Origin of the sequence: Streptomyces sp. NPDC002032 (genome assembly GCF_042890765.1) — a bacterium.
Taxonomy (GTDB): Bacteria; Actinomycetota; Actinomycetes; order Streptomycetales; family Streptomycetaceae; genus Streptomyces.
The window spans coordinates 377874-394758 of the sequence record NZ_JBIASM010000004.1 but is presented as its reverse complement, the minus strand read 5'-3'; the positions used below and the strand labels follow the sequence as shown (position 1 = coordinate 394758).

Genomic DNA, 16885 nt, shown 5'->3' with positions numbered 1-16885 from the left:
GCCCCGTCCTGGACTTACGCGATCAGGCCGGGGCGGGCACCAGCACCACGGCCGTGCCGTAGGCGCACACCTCGGTCCCGACGTCGGCGGCGTCGGTCACATCGAAGCGCATCATCAGCACCGCGTTCGCACCGCGCGCCTTGGCCTGCTCGATGAGCCGCTCCATGGCCTGGTTGCGGGTCTGCACGAGGGTCTTGGTGAGGCCCTTCAGTTCGCCGCCGATCATGGACTTCAGTCCGGCGCCGATCTGGCTGCCGAGGTGCCGGGAGCGCACGGTCAGCCCGAACACCTCTCCGATGACCTGCTCCACCCGGTATCCCGGGACGTCGTTGGTCGTGACGACCAGCACACCGGTCTGCTGGGCGCCGGGGCCGCCGCCGTAGTCTTCGATACCCATGCGCCCCACTGTGGCCCCGCCCGTCACCGCCCGCGGCACAGGACGCGCCGGGGGGCGCGGATTGGGCATATCGGGCTATCGGGCGGTGCGCCGCCGGGGGGCCGCGGCGCGTCGTCGCCATAGTCGTCCGTGGCAGCCGCCAGGCTGCCGCCCCGGTCCGTGTGCCACGGCCGGGCGGACGTCTTCTCAGAGGAGCCGGCTCATGATGAAGCCCCCCAGGACCATCCTCGCCCTCGCCGCCGGCAGTCTGCTGCTCGGCCTGTCCGGTGCCGGGGCGGCCGCCGCGGACCAGGGTCCGATGCACGACGGGCCCAGCGTCTACCCCCAGCGGTACACGACCGGCAAGGTCGTCTCCCGCGGACCGCTCACGGTGCGCAGCTACCCGAGCACGCGGGCGCGGGCCATCGGCAAGGTGTACCCGCACGAGAAGCTGGCCCTCGTGTGCAAGGAGCGCGGCGAGCGGGTCGCCGGCAACGACATCTGGTTCCTGCTGGACCGCGAGGACGGCCGCGAGCCCATCGACGGCGGGGACGGCATCGACGACGGCCGTCAGGACAACGGCCGCGACGACAACGGCCGGGACGACAACGGGCGCGAGGACAACGGCCGGGACGACAACGGCCGGGACGACAACCGCGGCGACGACTCCCGCAAGGACCGCCGCTACGAGAAGGAGGCCTGGGTCTCGGCCCGTTACGTCGACAACCTCACGCCCGTGCAGTGGTGCCGTCTCTGACCTTCCCGGTCAGTGCGCCGGGCGTACGCTACGGGGCCCCGCGCACTCGGCGCCGTACGCCCGAACCCGCGCCCGCAGTTCCCGGTCGGCCGTGACCACCACGCAGGCCCGGCCGGCCGCGCGGGCCGCGACCAGTTCCACGATCCGGTCGTCGCCGCTGCCGGGCGCCCCGTCCACCCGTACGCCGGGCACGGACGGGACGTCCCGGGCGGCGCCCTCGACCACGAGGACGATCTCCTCCCCCGCGTCGCGCAGCGCGAGCCGGTCGCGCAGCCGCTCGGCGGCCGCGCGCCGGTCCCGCCACCAGCCGTCCGGCACGGAGCCGACGACGTTGGCCGCGTCCACGATCAGCAGGAGCGCCGTCACGGTCAGAAGTCCCCGTAGTTGACCTGCCAGGTGGGCAGGCCCATCCGGCGCCAGACCGCCACGACCCGGTCCCGGTCGTCGAGCGAGACCCGGACCGCGTAGCGGTGACGGACGTGCGCGTCGAACAGTTCGGCCTTGACCACGTCGTCGCGGCGCTGGTCCCCGGACGCACGCATCCACAGCTCGTCGTAGGGCACTTCGTGCCGCGCCAGCCAGGCCTCCGTCTCCGCCCGGTGGTCCTCGCTGCGCCCCGAGAGCAGCACGACGGTGTCGCCGTCGGCCCGCTTGAACGCGTCCAGCGCGTACCGCACCGGCTCGTTGAGCAGGTCGAGGCCGCACCGCGTGAAGTCGTAGACGTGGCGGTCGCCGGTCAGCGCGAGCGTGCCGTCGATGTCGCACATCACCGCGGTGGGCAGGGCCGGGTCGGGCACGTACGGTGCGACGGGCGGCTGGTCGTTCAGCCACTCGGCGGTGAGCCGCCAGCCTCCCTTGCGGGAGCGCTGGTGCTTGTCGGCGAGTATCCGGATGATCTCCTCGCCGACCGGCCGCTCCCGGGCGGCGTCCCGGGCCAGGCACTCCTCCAGCGGGACGCCGGTGAAGTCGTGCACGACGAAGGTCGCGAGCCCGCCGACCGCCGCTTTGAGCCGCTTGGGGATGTGGGGCGTCAGGTGCGTGTTGTCGACGACCACGTCGAAACCGTCCTCGACCGCCGCGCGGACCGCCGCGTCCTGTACGGCGAGCACGGTCTGCTCGTGCTTGTACGAGCGGCCGCGCTCGGGATCGGGCAGGTCGAGCATGGCCCGCAGGTCGTCCAGGTTGACGCGGCGCAGCCGCCCCCCGGCTCCGGCCTGCAGGGCCCGCGCGGCGGTGGTCTTCCCCGAGGCGGGCAGCCCGGTCATGACGTGCACCACGGGGCGCACGGGTACGGGTACGGGTACCGGCTCTTCGGACACGGGTCAGCTCTCCTCGTCGGTGGTGTACGGGTCCGAGGTCTCGGGCCGCACGGCCCGCCAGGAGGCGAGCTCGGTCGGGCGGCCGTCGAGCCGCTGGAACAGGGCCGGGCGCAGCCCGGCGTCGGGGACGCCGCGTACGGCGCGGGCGAAGGCGCCGCGGTCGCCGGCCAGGTGGGCCAGCGCGGCGTAGGCCTCGTCGACGGCGCGTTCGCGGCGGCCGGCCGCGGCCTCCAGGCCGGCGATGACCGACCGGACCCAGGCGTCGAACTCGTCCGGGACCTGCTGGAGCAGCGCGTCGAGCGGCTTGCCGCCACCGGCCTCGATGTCCGAGGCCGTGCAGTTGAGGCCCTGGGCGAGCTGCTTGGCGGGCAGCCCGGCGAAGCGCTGGATGCCGTGGACGCGCCAGATGTCGCGCTCGGTGACACGGGTGAGCACCCGGTGCAGGCGTACGTACTCGGCCAGCTTGGCCTTGGCGCGCACGCCGGAGGCGAAGCGCAGGACGAAGCCCTCCGCGTCGGTTCCGGTCGCGCGGTCCCCGCCGGGCAGGGTGTTGGACTCGGTGAGCGCGAGGAGTTCGGCGAGCGGCATGGCGGGCCACACGGTGACGACCGAGCCGATGCCCCGCCAGTGTCCGGCGGCCTCGGCGAGGGGCACCTCGGCGCCGTCCGGGCCGAAGGCCGCGAGCAGGACGAGGTCGCGGCGGTCGCCGTAGTCGACGACGATCCGGTTCTGCGGGTAGAGGATCTCGGCGAGGTAGGTCACGCCGGGCACCAGGGCCCCGGTGTCCCGGGCGTCGAGGCGGCGCTGGGCCCAGGTGGCCTGGGCGCTGGTGAAGGAGCCCTTGGAGGCGGCCCGCCAGTGGCCCGCGTAGTGGAAGACCACGCCGAGGCTGCCGTCGACCTTGTCGTACACCTCGAACGGTTCGTCGGGCAGGGCGGGGGCGTAGGGCCGGCCCGCCTCGTGCTCGCCGACGTTGAAGAACTTCGGCAGGGGCAGGGCGACGACCGCGCCGGTGGCGTCGTCGGCGACGAGTCCCCGGCAGCGCGTGGTGACGGCGTTCCACACCTGCTCGTACTGCGCGGTGCGCGTGTACGTGTAGAGGGACAGCGGCAGGTCGGGGTGCGTCTTGCGGGTCACGTGCCCGGCGTCGATGGCCGCCGCGAGTTCCTGCGCGGGCATCAGGTCGTGCAGAGTCAGGTGGGCCTGGCTCATGGGGTTCCTCCCGGTTCGAGATGGCTCATTCTCGCCGGTGGGAGGGGGTGGCGGTAATCAATTACGACTGGTCACGGTCATGCCGGTCGCGCCGGAGCGGGGGCGTGCACGGGCGCGGCCCAAGGCCCGTCAGTGGGACACGCAGAGTTCGTTGCCCTCGGGGTCGGCGAGGGTGGTCCAGCGGAACGGGCCCTGGGCGGCCTCGTGGAGGCGGGTGGCGCCCTTGGCGAGGAGGCGCTCGACGGCCTCGTGGGGGTCTTCCTCGCCCGTGCGGACGTCCAGATGGACCCGGTTCTTGGCGGTCTTGGGCTCCGGTACGTACTGGAAGAGCACCCGGGGCGCGCGCTCCAGGCCCTCGGGGTGGCGGATGCCGGCCCCGGCCTTCCAGACCAGGGTGCCGCGGTGGGTGGTGGTGTCCTCCTCCGTGGCGTGTCCGGCCTCGACCATGCCGCGGATGAACTGTTCGTCGCTGGGCTCCACTTCCCATCCGAGGGCTTCGGCCCACCAGTCGGCGAGGGCGTGGGGCGTGGCGGAGTCGATGGTCACCTGGAACGTGTAGGCCATGGCGGGACCCTACTGAGCCGCGCGGGCCGCCGCCAGCCGGAGGGTCAGCGCGGCGTCCGCGGGCGCGCGGCCGGGTGGGCGGGGCGGGCCGGGCGGCGGGACACGAGCCAGGCCGCGAGGGTGAGCAGCCAGGCGGCCACCGCGATCCACAGCAGGACCTCGCCCAGCGGCCACAGCCACGGCACCCCGGTCGGGGTGGCGGCGGAGAGGCAGGCGGTGGCGGTCATGCCGAGCGGGAAGACGGTGGACCAGCGGCGGACGTCGTAGCGCGTACGGGGACTGCGCACCTCGGCGGCGAGCAGGACGGCGTACCAGAGCAGGGAGGCCGTCAGGGCCGCGAGGGTGGCGGTGCGCAGCGCCGTGTGGGCGGGGCCGGTCCAGACGGCGGATCCGGTGAGTCCGGCGCCGGCCAGGGCGGTGATGGACAGGGCGCCGCCCGCCACCCAGTGGTCGTCGGCTCCCCGCAGGACCTCGCGGAAGTCGAAGTGGCGCAGGGCCAGGAGGTAGAGCGCCGCCCCGAGGCAGAAGCAGGCGAGGGCGGCGTGGGCGAGCCCGTCCAGGCCGTGGGCGGTGGCGAGGGCGCAGGCCAGCACGGCGAGGCCCTGGGTGGCGACGCAGACGAGGAAGGCGGCGCCGGGCATGCGGCGGCGCCAGTGCAGGACGACGGAGCAGAGCAGGCCGGGCCAGAGCAGCGCGGCGAGGACGAGCAGGGCGGTGGCCGCGCCGGTCCGGCCCAGCTGGCACAGGCGGGCGCCGAGCACGGTGGTGGCGGCGACCGCGGTGAGGGCGGCCGGGGTGTCGGCCTCGGCGCGGAAGCGGCCCCGGTCGCCGACGAGCCGGAGGACGAAGCCGGCGCCGAGCAGCAGCCACAGGGCTCCCGCCACCGCCAGCGCGGCCGCCGCCGGGACGGGGTGGCGGGTCAGCCCGAGGCCCACGGAGAGGATCCCGGCGGCCATGACCGCACCACCGGCGGCGGGCCCGACTCCGGCCCAGCAGCGGGGTGCCGTCCGGCTGCGCACGGCCGCTCACATCACGCCGCGGGTGCGGAACTGGACGCTGATGCGGGGTCCGACGGCCCGGGCGGACTTGGGGACGGCGTGCTCCATGGTGCGCTGGCAGGAGCCGCCCATCACGATGAGGTCGCCGTGGCCGAGCGGCAGCCGGAGCAGGGTGGGGCCGCCGTCGCGGGGCCGCAGGACGAGGTCGCGGGGGTCGCCGACGGAGAGGATGGCGACCATGGTGTCCTCGGTGGCGGAGCGGCCGGTGCGGTCGCCGTGCCAGGCGACGCTGTCGCGGCCGTCGCGGTAGAGGCACAGGCCGGCGGTGGCGAAGGGTTCGCCGAGTTCGGCGGCGTAGTGGCGGCCGAGGGCCTCGCGGGCCTCGGTGAGGACGGGGTGGGGCAGCGGGTCGCCCTCCCGGTAGGCGGCCAGCAGCCGGGGCACTTCCACCTGGCGGTCGTACATCTGCCGGCGTTCGGCGCGCCAGGGCACGTCGGCGGCGAGCCGTTCGAAGAGGGCGTCGGCCCCGGCGAGCCATCCGGGGAGGTGGTCCACCCAGGCTCCGGCTCCGAGCGGGGTCCGATGTACCGGCGCGAGCGAACCGAGCCGGATCTCGTCGGTCTGGTCGAACAGGGAGGCCTGGAGTGCGTGCATGGCTCCAGCCTAACCCCGCACCCGAACACCTGCTCGATTAAGACGCCCGGGCCCGCCCGTCGGCGGAACCTGCGTCCGCCCCCTGGTCCGGCGGGCCCCCGGGAGGGATCATGGTCCGCGCGCGGGGGACGTCCCCGGCGCGCCGAGTGCGGGAGGTACGTGTGTCCGAAGCTCCGAGTCGTGCGTCCGGAAGTTCCGGGGTCGCGTTGCTGCGCGAGACCATCGGGGAGAACCTCGACCGGACCGTACGGAGGTTCCCCGGCCGGGACGCCCTCGTGGACGTGGCCGCCGGGCGCCGGTGGACGTACGCGGAGCTGGGCGCCGAGGTGGACTCCCTCGCGCTCGGGCTGCTGGACCTCGGGATCGTCAAGGGTGACCGGGTGGGGATCTGGGCGCCCAACCGCGCCGAGTGGACGCTCGTGCAGTACGCCACGGCGAAGATCGGGGCGATCCTGGTCACCGTCAACCCGGCGTACCGCTCCCACGAGCTGGAGTACGTCCTCGGGCAGTCCGGCATCCGGCTGCTGTTCGCGGCGGAGCGCTTCAGGACGTCCGCGTACGCGGAGATGATCGAGGAGGTCCGGCCGCGCTGTCCGGGACTGGAGTTCACGGTCCTGTTCGAGGGCCCGGAGTGGACCTCGCTGCTGGAGCGCGGCCGGGCCGCCGGCCCGGGGCCGCTGGAGCGGGCGGGGGCGGCGCTGGATCCGGACGACCCGATCAACATCCAGTACACCTCGGGCACCACGGGCTTCCCCAAGGGGGCCACGCTCTCGCACCACAACATCCTCAACAACGGCTTCTTCGTGGGCGAGCTGTGCGGCTACGACGAACGGGACCGGGTGTGCATCCCGGTGCCGTTCTACCACTGCTTCGGGATGGTGATGGGCAACCTCGCCTGCACCAGCCACGGGGCGGCGATGGTGATCCCCGCACCCGCCTTCGACCCGGTGGCGACGCTGGCGGCGGTGGAGGCGGAGGCCTGCACCTCCCTGTACGGGGTGCCGACGATGTTCATCGCCGAGCTGGCCGCGCCGGGGTTCGACGGGTACGACCTGTCGAGCCTGCGCACCGGGATCATGGCGGGCTCGCCCTGCCCGGTGGAGGTCATGACCCAGGTCATCGAGCGGATGGGGATGGCCGGGGTCTCCATCTGCTACGGCATGACGGAGACCTCCCCGGTGTCCACGCAGACCCGCGCCGACGATCCGGTCGAGCGCCGGGTCTCCACGGTGGGGCGGGTCGGCCCGCACCTGGAGGTCAAGGTGGCCGACCCGCGCACCGGCCGGACCGTCCCGCGCGGCACCCCGGGCGAGCTGTGCACCCGGGGCTACTCGGTCATGCTCGGCTACTGGGGCGAGCCCGAGAAGACCGCCGAGGCCATCGACCCGGAGGGCTGGATGCACACCGGCGACCTGGCCGTCATGGACGGGGAGGGGTACCTGAGCATCACCGGCCGGATCAAGGACATGGTGATCCGGGGCGGCGAGAACCTCTACCCGCGCGAGATCGAGGAGTTCCTCCACGCCCACCCCGACGTGCTGGACGTCCAGGCCATCGGCGTGCCCGACGTCAAGTACGGGGAGGAGCTGATGGCGTGGGTGCGGATGCGCGAGGGGGCCGAGCCGCTGACCGCGGAGTCCGTCCGGGCGTACTGCGCGGGACGGCTCGCCCACTTCAAGATCCCCCGCTACGTCCACGTCGTGGAGGAGTTCCCGATGACCGTCACCGGGAAGATCCGCAAGGTCGAGATGCGCGCGATGGCGGCCCGCCTGCTCGACCCGGACCGGGGCCCGGACCCGGCGTAGACCGCCGCCCCGCCGGAGCCCGGGCGCCCCGCATCGCCGGCCCGGCCCGGCCCGGCCCGGCCCGGCCCGGTGGCAGCGGGCGCCGCAACGCCGGTCACTGTCAAGGGCGTTGCAGCATCCGGCGCCGCAGGCTGTCGTAGAGGGGCTCGCTCTCGCACCGGGCCGCCGTCACGTGCGCGGCGAAACAGGCGATCAGCAGCGGGAGCACGAGCACCGCGGCGTCCGTCATCTCCACCACCAGGACGACGCCCGTCAGCGGCGCCCGTACCACCCCGGTGAACAGGGCCGCCATGCCCACCACCGCGAACGGGACCGGGCCCCCGGTGCCGGCCGGCAGGAACGGGGAGGCCAGCGCCTGGGCGAGCGCTCCCCACAGGGCTCCCAGGGCCAGCAGCGGGGCGAACAGCCCGCCCGGCGTCGCGGCCGCGTAGCTGAGGGGGCCCGCCACGAACCGGACGGCGAGGTACACCACCAGCGCCCCCGCCGTCATGCCGCCGCCCGCCAGCAGCCGCTCGCTCAGCGGGTCGCCGCCGCCCGCAAGCAGCGGATCGGCAGCCATCAGGGCGCCGACCACGGCCCCGATGGCGGCGGCCCGGGCGATGAGCGGCACCCGGGTCAGCCGGTCGCACGCGTTCAGCGTGCCGACGACCAGGGCGCTGTAGGCGGCGCCCAGCGCCCCCGCCGTCACGCCGAACAGCAGGAACACCGGCAGCATCCACAGGGGCGGGACGGCGAGGTCCGGTACCGGGAACACGGGGCCGCCGCCCACGACGAGCCGCGAGCAGACCACGGCGGTGACCGCGGCGACGAGGGTCAGCAGCACCAGCCGGGGCCTGATCGTGCGGGTCACCTCCTCGCAGACGAACAGCAGCCCGCCCAGCGGAGCGGCGAACGCCGCCGCGAGCCCCGCCCCGCCGAGCGCGGCGTACAGCAGACGGGCGTCCTCGGCACCGAGCCGGGCGCGGCGGCCGGCCAGGGAGCCGATCGCCGCGCCCATGTGGACGAGGGGGCCCTCGCGCCCCAGGACCAGGCCCGAGCCGATCGCGACCAGGCCGCCGAAGAACTTCGCCGGCAGCAGCAGGAGCGGGTGTGCCTCGGACTCCTGCCGCCACACGGCCTCCACGTGCGGGATGCCGCTGCCCGCCGCGTGCGGGACCGACCGGGCGATCGCGCACGCCAGGGCCGCCCCCAGCGCGGTGAGGGCGACCGGCACCATCCAGCCCGCCGGCCCCAGACCGGCGGCGGCCTCCAGGACCTCCCCGCGCAGCCTGTCGGCCTGCCGCAGGCACCAGCGGAAGCCGCCGCCGACCAGCCCGGCCAGCGAGCCGGCCAGCGCCGCGACGAGGAACACGCGGCCGCCTGAGCGCACACCGGGCACGATCTGCCTCCACCAGGCCGCACGGGAACGTCCGCCGAGCCTGCACCCCCGGCGCCCCGGTCCCGGCGCACCTCGCCGTAGCCGTCCCCCGCCCGGCCCGGCCGGCGGAGCGGGTCTCCCCGGCCTCAGGCCGGGCCGGGCGGGGTCGCGGCGTGGATCCGGGCGAGGACCAGGACGGTGTCGTCGGTCGGGGCATCGGGCAGCAGGGCCCTCAGGACGTGGTCCGCCATCTCTTCCAACGAGCCCTCGGCGCGGCCCAGCTCGGTGCGCAGGGCGGTCAGTCCGGTGTCGATGTCGTGGCCGCGCGCCTCGATCAGCCCGTCGGTGTAGAGGGCCAGGACGGCGCCCTCGGGCAGGTGGGTGCTGATCGAGCGGAAGGGGATGCCGCCGACCCCGAGCGGGACGCCGAGGCCGTCGCCGACGGTTTCGACGGTGCCGTCCGGATGGCGCACCAGCAGCGGGGGGTGGCCGGCCCCGGCGATCCGGGCGCAGCCGGTGTGCGGGTCGTGGACCACGTAGAGGCAGGTGGCCAGCTCGATGCCGGACTCACGGGCGCAGAGGTCGAGTTCGGCGAGCAGGTCCTCCGGTTCCGGGCCGTGCCGGGCCAGGGCCTTGGCCGTGATGCGCAGCCGCCCCATCGAGGCGGCGGCCGGCACGCCGTGGCCCATGACGTCGCCGACGACGAGGGCGACCCGGTCGCCGGGCAGGTTGATGACGTCGTACCAGTCGCCGCCGACCTCGCTGGCCCGGCTGCCGGGGAGGTAGCGGTGGGCGACGGTGAGGTGGGGGCTGACCGCGAGGGCGTTGGGCAGCAGGGCGCGCTGGAGGGTGAGGGCGATGTCCTGGACCCGGCTGTAGAGGCGCGCGTTGTCCAGGCAGAGGGCGGCGCGGGAGGCGAGTTCGCCGGCCAGGCTGAGGTCCTGTTCGGTGAAGGCGGGGCGGGCGGACGACCGGCCGAACATGGCGATGCCCTGGACGGTGCCGCGGGCCACGAGCGGGGCGAGGACGATGGCGGCCAGGCCGCTGTGGAGGAGCAGCCGGGCGCGCTCGCGGTGGACGACGGTGCGGCTGGTGAAGTCCTCGTCGACGAGGACGCAGAGCGGCCGGCCCGTGCTGAGGACGTGGTGGATGCTGGAGCCCGGCGGGTACTCGACCCGGTCGAGCCCGCCGACGAGCTCGTCGGCGGGCGGCGGGAGCGTGGTCGTGGCGGCGATCCGGCGGGTGAAGAGGGGCAGGCGCGGGTCGAAGGGGCGGTCGGGGTCCAGCCACTCCACCAGCTCCACGACGGAGGCGTCGCCGAACTCCGGCACGGCGACGGCCACCAGTTCCCGGGCGGTGGTGTCCACGTCGAGGGTGGTGCCGATGCGGGCGGCGGCCCGGTCGAGCAGGTCGAGGCGCTGGCGGGCGGCCGTCGCCTCCAGGAGGGCCCGCTCGCGGTCGGTGACGTCCACCAGCAGTCCGCCCACGCCGGGGTCGGTGCCGACGGCGCGGGTGAGGGGGAAGAAGCTCACGGAGCGCACCTGGTCCCGGTCCGGGCGGCCCGGGGTGCGCAGGCCGACCAGGGCGCCGACCAGGGGGGTGCCCTCGTCGGCGACGGCGCGGAGCATGCCCTCGAACTCGCCGCCGTCGGAGGTGATCATGACCTCGGTGGCGCTGCGGCCGAGGTGGTCCCGGACGGACATGCCGTCCATGTCGGCCAGCACCTGGTTGAGGTGCACGTAGCGCAGGTCCTCGTCGAGCATGACGAGGCCGATGGGGCAGGTCTCGAAGAGGGCGTCGAGGAAGGCGAGGTTCGTCTTGACCCGGTCGAGCTCCTCGCCCTTGCTGACCAGGCCCATGACGACGGACCCGCCGGTGGGGCCGGTCACCGGGAAGACGCGGAACCCGCAGTCGAAGACGCTCCCGTCCCGGTGCAGGACCGGCAGCCGCACCCGCCAGTACCCGAGCGTCCGGGCCCGCTCGGCCAGCCGCTCGGCGGGGCCCGGGGCGGCGGCGGGGCCGGCGGGGCCCGGGCCGGCGGGGAAGAGGCGGGCCGCGGGGCGGGAGAGGACGTCCGGCGCCGCGTGGCCGAAGAGGTCCTGTGCGCCCGGGCCCCAGTAGCGGACCAGGCCCTCCTCGTCGATGCCGAAGACGGCCACGGCCACGTGTTCCAGCAGGGAGCCGGGCTCGGACCGGATCGGACCGCGAGCCCGCGCCTCCTCCGGCTGATCCGACGGCAGCACCGGCGGCCTCCTCTGCCCTGTGTCCGCGCCGGAGGCGGAGCACGTTCCCTTCATTCTGCCCGCCCGGGCCGGGACGGGCAGGCCGGGAACGCGCGCCGCGCGGGCCGGGGGCAGCGGGGCCTGAGAGCCAGGTGAGGCGGGTGGGGCAGCGGTTAGCGCACTCGGGGGGTGTTCAGGGGGGTGTTGCCGGTGATCGTGCCGTCCGCGCCGGAGACGATGACCGCGTGGCGGACGCCGTCCTGACCGAGGACCACCGCGCGCCACGCGCCGCCGCCGCCCTCCTGGGCCACCGCGCGCAGGGACTCGACCTTGCCGCCCGGCACCGCGCCCGCCGCCTTCTCCGCGGCCTGGCCGATGGCGAGCGAGGGCAGCGGCGCGGGCGCCGCTGCCTTCTTGCGGGCGCCGCCGAGCGCGCCGGCGCCGTCGCGGACCTCGGGGCCGGCCGGCCCCGGCGCCTTGCGCTCCCCCGCGCCCCGGTGGCCGGCGCGCTCGTGCCCGGGCGCCCCGGGTCCGGCGGCGCGGGCCTCCTTGCGGCCGTGTCCCTCGTGGTGCTCGGCCACGGCGACGGCCGCCGCCCCGCCCCCGACGATCACCGCGGCCGCCACGCCCGCGGCTGCCCAGCGGGCGCCCCGGCCTCGGGGAAGCACCCGGCCCAGGCGCTTGCGCCCGCCGGCACCGCCCTCGGGCCGCTGGGACGGGTCGGACTGCGGGAAGGACTCAGACATACGGGAACTCCTCAGAGGCAGCCGGGCACCGCACCCGGCTCGCCCCCGAGCATGCCGAGCGCTTGCTGAAGCCCACCTGAAGCCGCCTGAAGACCTCTTCAGCCGGCCGCCGGCCGCGCCTGAGACCCTGGTCCCCATGCGCGTACTGGTGGTGGAGGACGAACGGCGGCTGGCCCTGGCCCTGCAGCGGGGGCTCCAGTCCGAGGGGTTCACCGTGGACGTGGCCCACGACGGCCTCCAGGGGCTGTGGCTGGCCTCCGAGCACGACTACGACCTCGTCGTCCTCGACATCATGCTGCCCGGGCTGAACGGCTACCGGGTCTGCTCCCGGCTGCGCGCGGCCGGCAACGAGGCCGGGATCCTCATGCTCACCGCCAAGGACGGCGAGTACGACGAAGCGGAGGCCCTGGACACCGGCGCCGACGACTTCCTCTCCAAGCCCTTCTCCTACCTCGTCCTCGTCGCCCGGCTGCGCGCCCTGGGCCGCCGTACGGGCCGCCGCGAACCGCGGTCCATGACCTTCGGCGACCTGACCCTGGACCCGGCGCGCCACCTCTGCTCCCGGGCCGGCACCGAGATCCGGCTGACCGCCCGGGAGTTCGCGGTGCTGGAGTACCTCGCCCGGCGGCCGGGCGAGGTGGTGCCCAAGCGGGAGATCCTGGAGCAGGTGTGGGACAGCGCCTTCGACGGCGATCCGAACGTCGTCGAGGTGCACGTCAGCGCGGTGCGCCGGAAAATCGACGCGCCGTTCGGCCGGGCCGCGCTGGAGACGGTGCGCGGCGCGGGCTACCGGCTGGCGGCCGACGGTGGCTGAGCCCGTGCCCCGGCTCCGGCGCGCCCTGCGGGCCGTGCGCGCCCGCGCGCCGCGACCACCCGCGCGGCTGCCGCTGCGGCGGTGGTGGCCCACCACCGTCCGGGCCCGGGCCACCGCGGCCGCCGTCCTCGTGGTGGCTGCGGCGCTGGCCGTGGCCTCCTTCGCCCTGCTCGCGCTGCTGGAGGGGAACCTGCTGCGCAACGCCGAACGGGACGCCGCCCAGCAGGCGCAGACGGTGGCCCGGCTGGCGGCGGCCGGGGACCTCGACCTGATGCGGCCGGCCACCCGGGGGGCGGACTTCGTCCAGGTGGTGAACGCCCGCGGCCGGGTGCTGCGGGCCACCCCGAACCTGGCGGGCCTGCCCGCGCTGGCACCCGCCGCGCCGCTGCGCCCCGGCACCTCCTTCCACACCTGGCGGATCCGCCCGGTCGGCGGCGAGCACCGCCAGCGGGTGGTGGAGGTGACGACCCAGACCCCGCAGGGGCTGGTCTCCGTCTTCGTGGGGACCTCGCTGCGCGACGTGGACGCCGCCGACGACACCACCACGGCCGCCCTCGTGGCCGGCGGGCCGCTGCTCCTGGCCACCGTCGGCCTGGTCACCTGGCGGGTGACCGGGCGCGCCCTGCGGCCCGTCGAGGCGATCCGGGCGGAGGTCGCCGCGATCTCCGACCGCGGCCTGCACCGCCGGGTGCCGGTGCCGCCGACCCGCGACGAGGTGGCCCGGCTGGCCGAGACGGTGAACACCACCCTGGACCGGCTGGAATCCTCCGGGATCCGTCAGCGCCGGTTCATCGCCGACGCCTCGCACGAGCTGCGCAGCCCGATCACGGTGCTGCGCACCCAGCTGGAGGTGGCCCTGGCGGTCCGGGACCCGCAGCTGTGGCCGGAGCTGATCGGCGGGGCGCTGGAGGACGTCGAACGGCTCCAGCAGCTCGCCTCCGACCTGCTGCTGCTGGCCCGCATCGACGCCGCTCAGCCGGTGGCGGCGGTCCGGCTGGACCTGGGGGAGGTGGTGGGCGACGCCGTGGCCGCGCGCCTGGGCGACCGGGTCCCCGTACGGAGCTCCCTGGCGGCGGGGGTGGCGGTGGAGGGCAGTGGACTGTGGCTGACCCGGGTGGTCACCAACCTCCTCGACAACGCGCAGCGGTTCGCCGACGGGCAGGTGGAGGTGACCTTGGGCGTCACGGGCGGACCGGACGCGCGGACGGCCGTCCTGGAGGTCCGCGACGACGGCCCCGGCATCGCCCCGGCGGACCGGGAGCGGGTGTTCGAGCGCTTCGCCCGCCTCGACGACGCCCGCAGCCGCGACCACGGCGGCGCCGGGCTGGGGCTGGCCATCGCCCGCGACCTGACCGCGCACCACGGCGGCACCCTGACGGCCGAGGACTCCCCGCGCGGGGCGCGGCTGGTGGTACGGCTGCCCGTCGCGCCCGCGCGCGCCGCCGCCGCTGGCTGACGGGCGGCGGGCACCGGCGGGGCGGTCCGGCACACATCCTCCCGGTCCTCGTCTGCGAGCTTCTCGGCCATTCGGACAAGCATGTGCGAGGTGAGGTACGGAACCGCCTTCAAGGATGCGGCTCGGTCGGTCGGGGTCCGCAGGAGCTGGGGATGACAGCGGGCGCGAGGCACGTGGACGGCACTCGTCGGTGGCTGCGCGGGCTGGAGGTGTTCGCCGGGCCGCTGCCGCGCTTCGATCCGGCGCCGGCCGGCAGCCGCCTGCCACGCCTTGAGCCCCAAGGGCGGGCAGCTCGCCCGCCACCCGAGGGCCGCGCTCACCTTCTGCTGGGCCGAGCACGGGCGCCAGGTGCGCATCCGCGGGCGGGTGACCCCGGGATCGGCCGAGGACGGCGCCGCCGACTTCCCGGGGCGCTCCGTGACGGCCCGGGCCGAGTCCCTGCCGGCCCGTCAGAGCCGGTACCTGACGGAGGCCGCCGAGCGCGACCGGGACCTGGCGAAGGCGCGGGCCTCGCCCGTCGACCCGGCGTGGACGCTCCACACCCTCGCCCCGGACGCCGTCGAGTTCTGGCAGGCCGCCGAGAGCCGCGTCCACATCCGTCTGCGCCACGAGCGGGCCGGCGACGGCTGGGACCGCTTCCCGCTGTGGTCGTAGCGTCCGGCCGCCCGGGCCCCTGACGGGACCTTGACGGCCGGGCGCCGGGTTCCTACGGATCTCTGACGGACGGCCCGCCGCGGCCGCCGTTGAATGGAGGACGGCGGCCGTACGACGGGAGACGGCGCGGATCGATGGGGAGGGCCGGCGGTGCGACGACGCGTGGTGGTGGGCGTGAGCGGGAGTACGGGGAGCCTGACGGCCCTGCACCGGGCGGCGGCCGAGGCCCGCGCGCGGCGGGCGGAGCTGTGGGCGGTGCTGGCCTGGCAGGCGCCGGGCGGCGGCCCGGGCTCCCGTACGGCCTGCGCCGACGTCCTGTACCCCGTCTGCCGGGCGGCGGCGGTCGAACGGCTGCGGCAGGCCCTGGACCGGGCCTTCGGGGCGGCCGGCCCGGGGGTCGTCCTCGCCGGTCAGGCGGTCCGGGGTACGCCCGGGGCCGTGCTGGTCGACGCCGCCCGGGACGGCGACGACCTGCTCGTGGTCGGCGCGGGCTCCCGCGGCGGACTGCTGGGCGCGCTGCGGCCCTCGGTGGCCCGGTACTGCCTGGCGCACGCGCCCTGCCCCGTGCTGACCGTCCCGCCGAGCCCGCTCCAGGCCACGCTGGAGGCCGTACGACGGCGGGGCGCGTGGCACGTCCCGCTGGACGCCCGCGAACTGACGGAATGACCCGCCCGCCCCTCCGCCCACGGCCCGGGGGGCAGGGGCGCGGGGAGGCGCGCGGGGGCGCGCGGGGGCGCGGGCCGGGCGGACGCGCTCACTCCTCCTGCGCTTCCTCCCGCCGCGCCTGCGCGCGGGCCCGCTTGGTGACGACCGCGGCGGCGGCCGCGGCGCTGCCCGCGAAGGCCAGCGCCACCATCCACGGCCGGTCGAAGACATGGCCGGTGGCGTGGTCGACGGAGTACCGGCCCGCCCCCGCGAGACCGACGGCCGCCGCGGTGAACCCGAGGAAGGCCGGGTACTCGAAGCCGCCGCTCTGGGCGAAGAACCCGGCCGGGGCGTGCACGGCCACCGCTCCCGCCATCGCCCCGGCCGCAGCGGCGCCCGCCGCCGGGGTGGCCAGGCCCAGCACGAGCAGCGCCCCGCCGCCCGCCTCGCCCAGACCCGCGGCGATCGCGCTCTCCCGGCCGGGCGTGAACCCCATGTGTTCCATCGCGGCCGCCGTTCCGGCCAGCCCCGCGCCGCCGAACCAGCCGAACAGCTTCTGCGCCCCGTGGGCGATGAGCACCGCACCCGTTCCGGTACGGAGGGCCAGCAGGGCGAGGTCGCGACGGTTGCTACAGGTCATGGAGGGTCTCCCGGGGAGGCTGGGCGGACGGGCGGACGATGGTCCCCGTATGGGTATCCACCGGCGGCGCCGCCGCCCCGGCGCCGGGGCACAGATCCGCCGTACGGGCGTCACGGCTGCTCCGCCCGCCACGCTTCACCCGGCCGACGGCCCGTCACGCGCTTCCCGGGGGGCTACCATCGGCGCGTGCTCACCGCCCGCGCGCAGCATCCGCCGCCGCCGGCCCGTCTCGCGGCGGGTCTGCTGGAGCTGCTCGGGCTGGCCCTGCTGCTCCTGGGCCTGATCTGTACGCACGGCGCCCACGCGACGGGCGCCGCCGCGCCGCCCGCGCCCGTACCGGCGGCCGTGGTGGTCTCCCTCCCGGCGGCCGCCTCCGTGAGCGGCCCCGGCGCCGGCGGACCGGCGGACGAGTGCGCGCCCGTGCCGCCCCGTCAGGGCTCCGTCGTGGACGCCCCGCCCGCCCCGCCGTCCGGATCCGTCACCCGGTGCGCCGCCGAGGGGGACGGCGGGCCGTCCGGGCCCGACCGGCCCGGCGCGTCCCGCTCGGCTCCGGGCCGCCCGGCGGCCGTGGCGGTCCTGCGGATCTAGGCCGGCCCTCCCGGACCCTCCCCTCCCTCCCCTCCCTCCCCTCCCCTCCCCTCCCCTCCCTCCCTCCCGTACGTCCGC

18 protein-coding genes are annotated in these 16885 nt (G+C 76.1%); 7 read left to right on the top strand and 11 right to left on the bottom strand.

Annotated elements, in window-relative coordinates; genetic code table 11:
• Positions 1 to 22: 22 nt before the first annotated feature.
• Complete coding sequence (locus ACFYYT_RS13410) at positions 23 to 397, bottom strand: YbjQ family protein (protein WP_351819920.1); 375 nt, start codon at positions 395 to 397, stop codon at positions 23 to 25.
• A gap of 202 nt (positions 398 to 599) precedes the next feature.
• Here ACFYYT_RS13410 and ACFYYT_RS13405 point away from each other — a divergent pair, with 202 nt between their 5' ends.
• Positions 600 to 1133 (top strand): hypothetical protein, encoded by a 534-nt coding sequence (locus tag ACFYYT_RS13405; RefSeq protein WP_351819918.1) that lies wholly within the window; start codon positions 600 to 602, stop codon positions 1131 to 1133.
• A 9-nt stretch (positions 1134 to 1142) separates the two neighbouring features.
• On the opposite strand, the gene ACFYYT_RS13400 is transcribed toward ACFYYT_RS13405, so the two are convergent.
• The 6 genes from ACFYYT_RS13400 to ACFYYT_RS13375 all read right to left on the bottom strand — a co-directional run bounded on the left by ACFYYT_RS13400 (position 1143) and on the right by ACFYYT_RS13375 (position 5880).
• Entirely contained in the window at positions 1143 to 1499 is a 357-nt protein-coding gene (locus ACFYYT_RS13400; RefSeq protein ID WP_385319926.1) for an NTP pyrophosphohydrolase, read from the bottom strand.
• Between the two features lie 2 nt (positions 1500 to 1501).
• On the bottom strand, positions 1502 to 2452 hold the full coding sequence (locus ACFYYT_RS13395; RefSeq protein WP_351819915.1) for an AAA family ATPase: 951 nt from the start codon (positions 2450 to 2452) through the stop codon (positions 1502 to 1504).
• Positions 2453 to 2455: 3 nt separating this feature from the next.
• Positions 2456 to 3664, bottom strand: a complete 1209-nt coding sequence (locus ACFYYT_RS13390; RefSeq protein ID WP_351819912.1) for an RNA ligase — start codon at positions 3662 to 3664, stop codon at positions 2456 to 2458.
• Between the two features lie 129 nt (positions 3665 to 3793).
• Positions 3794 to 4228, bottom strand: a complete 435-nt coding sequence (locus ACFYYT_RS13385) for a VOC family protein (RefSeq protein WP_351819909.1) — start codon at positions 4226 to 4228, stop codon at positions 3794 to 3796.
• 44 nt (positions 4229 to 4272) lie between these two features.
• Positions 4273 to 5247 (bottom strand): hypothetical protein, encoded by a 975-nt coding sequence (locus ACFYYT_RS13380; RefSeq protein ID WP_351819906.1) that lies wholly within the window; start codon positions 5245 to 5247, stop codon positions 4273 to 4275.
• 6 nt (positions 5248 to 5253) lie between these two features.
• Positions 5254 to 5880, bottom strand: coding sequence for an alpha-ketoglutarate-dependent dioxygenase AlkB (locus ACFYYT_RS13375; RefSeq protein WP_351819903.1), 627 nt, complete (start codon positions 5878 to 5880; stop codon positions 5254 to 5256).
• Positions 5881 to 5990: 110 nt separating this feature from the next.
• Here ACFYYT_RS13375 and ACFYYT_RS13370 point away from each other — a divergent pair, with 110 nt between their 5' ends.
• On the top strand, positions 5991 to 7685 hold the full coding sequence (locus tag ACFYYT_RS13370) for an AMP-binding protein (protein ID WP_351819900.1): 1695 nt from the start codon (positions 5991 to 5993) through the stop codon (positions 7683 to 7685).
• A gap of 100 nt (positions 7686 to 7785) precedes the next feature.
• Here the strand turns inward: ACFYYT_RS13370 and ACFYYT_RS13365 are convergent, their stop codons facing one another.
• The 3 genes from ACFYYT_RS13365 to ACFYYT_RS13355 all read right to left on the bottom strand — a co-directional run bounded on the left by ACFYYT_RS13365 (position 7786) and on the right by ACFYYT_RS13355 (position 12010).
• Positions 7786 to 9063 (bottom strand): ClC family H(+)/Cl(-) exchange transporter, encoded by a 1278-nt coding sequence (locus tag ACFYYT_RS13365; protein ID WP_351819897.1) that lies wholly within the window; start codon positions 9061 to 9063, stop codon positions 7786 to 7788.
• 125 nt (positions 9064 to 9188) lie between these two features.
• The gene (locus tag ACFYYT_RS13360) at positions 9189 to 11285 is read right to left on the bottom strand and encodes a SpoIIE family protein phosphatase (protein ID WP_351819894.1); all 2097 of its coding nucleotides are present in this window, start codon (positions 11283 to 11285) and stop codon (positions 9189 to 9191) included.
• 152 nt (positions 11286 to 11437) lie between these two features.
• Positions 11438 to 12010, bottom strand: coding sequence for a hypothetical protein (locus ACFYYT_RS13355; RefSeq protein ID WP_388607819.1), 573 nt, complete (start codon positions 12008 to 12010; stop codon positions 11438 to 11440).
• Positions 12011 to 12146: 136 nt separating this feature from the next.
• On the opposite strand from ACFYYT_RS13355, the gene ACFYYT_RS13350 reads away from it, so the two are divergent.
• From ACFYYT_RS13350 to ACFYYT_RS13335, 4 genes are all read left to right on the top strand, one after another.
• Positions 12147 to 12824, top strand: coding sequence for a response regulator transcription factor (locus tag ACFYYT_RS13350; RefSeq protein WP_351819888.1), 678 nt, complete (start codon positions 12147 to 12149; stop codon positions 12822 to 12824).
• A gap of 73 nt (positions 12825 to 12897) precedes the next feature.
• Entirely contained in the window at positions 12898 to 14280 is a 1383-nt protein-coding gene (locus ACFYYT_RS13345; protein ID WP_351820078.1) for a HAMP domain-containing sensor histidine kinase, read from the top strand.
• Between the two features lie 270 nt (positions 14281 to 14550).
• Positions 14551 to 14934 (top strand): pyridoxine 5'-phosphate oxidase C-terminal domain-containing protein, encoded by a 384-nt coding sequence (locus ACFYYT_RS13340; protein WP_351819885.1) that lies wholly within the window; start codon positions 14551 to 14553, stop codon positions 14932 to 14934.
• Between the two features lie 150 nt (positions 14935 to 15084).
• On the top strand, positions 15085 to 15600 hold the full coding sequence (locus ACFYYT_RS13335; protein WP_351819882.1) for a universal stress protein: 516 nt from the start codon (positions 15085 to 15087) through the stop codon (positions 15598 to 15600).
• 88 nt (positions 15601 to 15688) lie between these two features.
• Here the strand turns inward: ACFYYT_RS13335 and ACFYYT_RS13330 are convergent, their stop codons facing one another.
• On the bottom strand, positions 15689 to 16219 hold the full coding sequence (locus ACFYYT_RS13330; protein ID WP_351819879.1) for a DoxX family membrane protein: 531 nt from the start codon (positions 16217 to 16219) through the stop codon (positions 15689 to 15691).
• Between the two features lie 186 nt (positions 16220 to 16405).
• Between ACFYYT_RS13330 and ACFYYT_RS13325 the strand changes: the two genes are divergently transcribed.
• Positions 16406 to 16807 carry a hypothetical protein gene (locus ACFYYT_RS13325; RefSeq protein ID WP_351819876.1) on the top strand — a complete coding sequence of 134 codons (402 nt, stop codon included), beginning with the start codon at positions 16406 to 16408 and terminating at the stop codon, positions 16805 to 16807.
• Positions 16808 to 16885: the final 78 nt, after the last annotated feature.

Excerpts from the sequence above, each read along its gene's own strand:
- ACFYYT_RS13370 (WP_351819900.1), top strand. The coding sequence starts at position 5,991 with ATGGTCCGCGCGCGGGGGACGTCCCCGGCGCGCCGAGTGCGGGAGGTA.
- ACFYYT_RS13355 (WP_388607819.1), bottom strand. The coding sequence starts at position 12,010 with ATGTCTGAGTCCTTCCCGCAGTCCGACCCGTCCCAGCGGCCCGAGGGC.
- ACFYYT_RS13385 (WP_351819909.1), bottom strand. The coding sequence starts at position 4,228 with ATGGCCTACACGTTCCAGGTGACCATCGACTCCGCCACGCCCCACGCC.
- ACFYYT_RS13375 (WP_351819903.1), bottom strand. The coding sequence starts at position 5,880 with ATGCACGCACTCCAGGCCTCCCTGTTCGACCAGACCGACGAGATCCGG.
- ACFYYT_RS13330 (WP_351819879.1), bottom strand. The coding sequence starts at position 16,219 with ATGACCTGTAGCAACCGTCGCGACCTCGCCCTGCTGGCCCTCCGTACC.
- ACFYYT_RS13410 (WP_351819920.1), bottom strand. The coding sequence starts at position 397 with ATGGGTATCGAAGACTACGGCGGCGGCCCCGGCGCCCAGCAGACCGGT.
- ACFYYT_RS13390 (WP_351819912.1), bottom strand. The coding sequence starts at position 3,664 with ATGAGCCAGGCCCACCTGACTCTGCACGACCTGATGCCCGCGCAGGAA.
- ACFYYT_RS13405 (WP_351819918.1), top strand. The coding sequence starts at position 600 with ATGATGAAGCCCCCCAGGACCATCCTCGCCCTCGCCGCCGGCAGTCTG.
- ACFYYT_RS13350 (WP_351819888.1), top strand. The coding sequence starts at position 12,147 with ATGCGCGTACTGGTGGTGGAGGACGAACGGCGGCTGGCCCTGGCCCTG.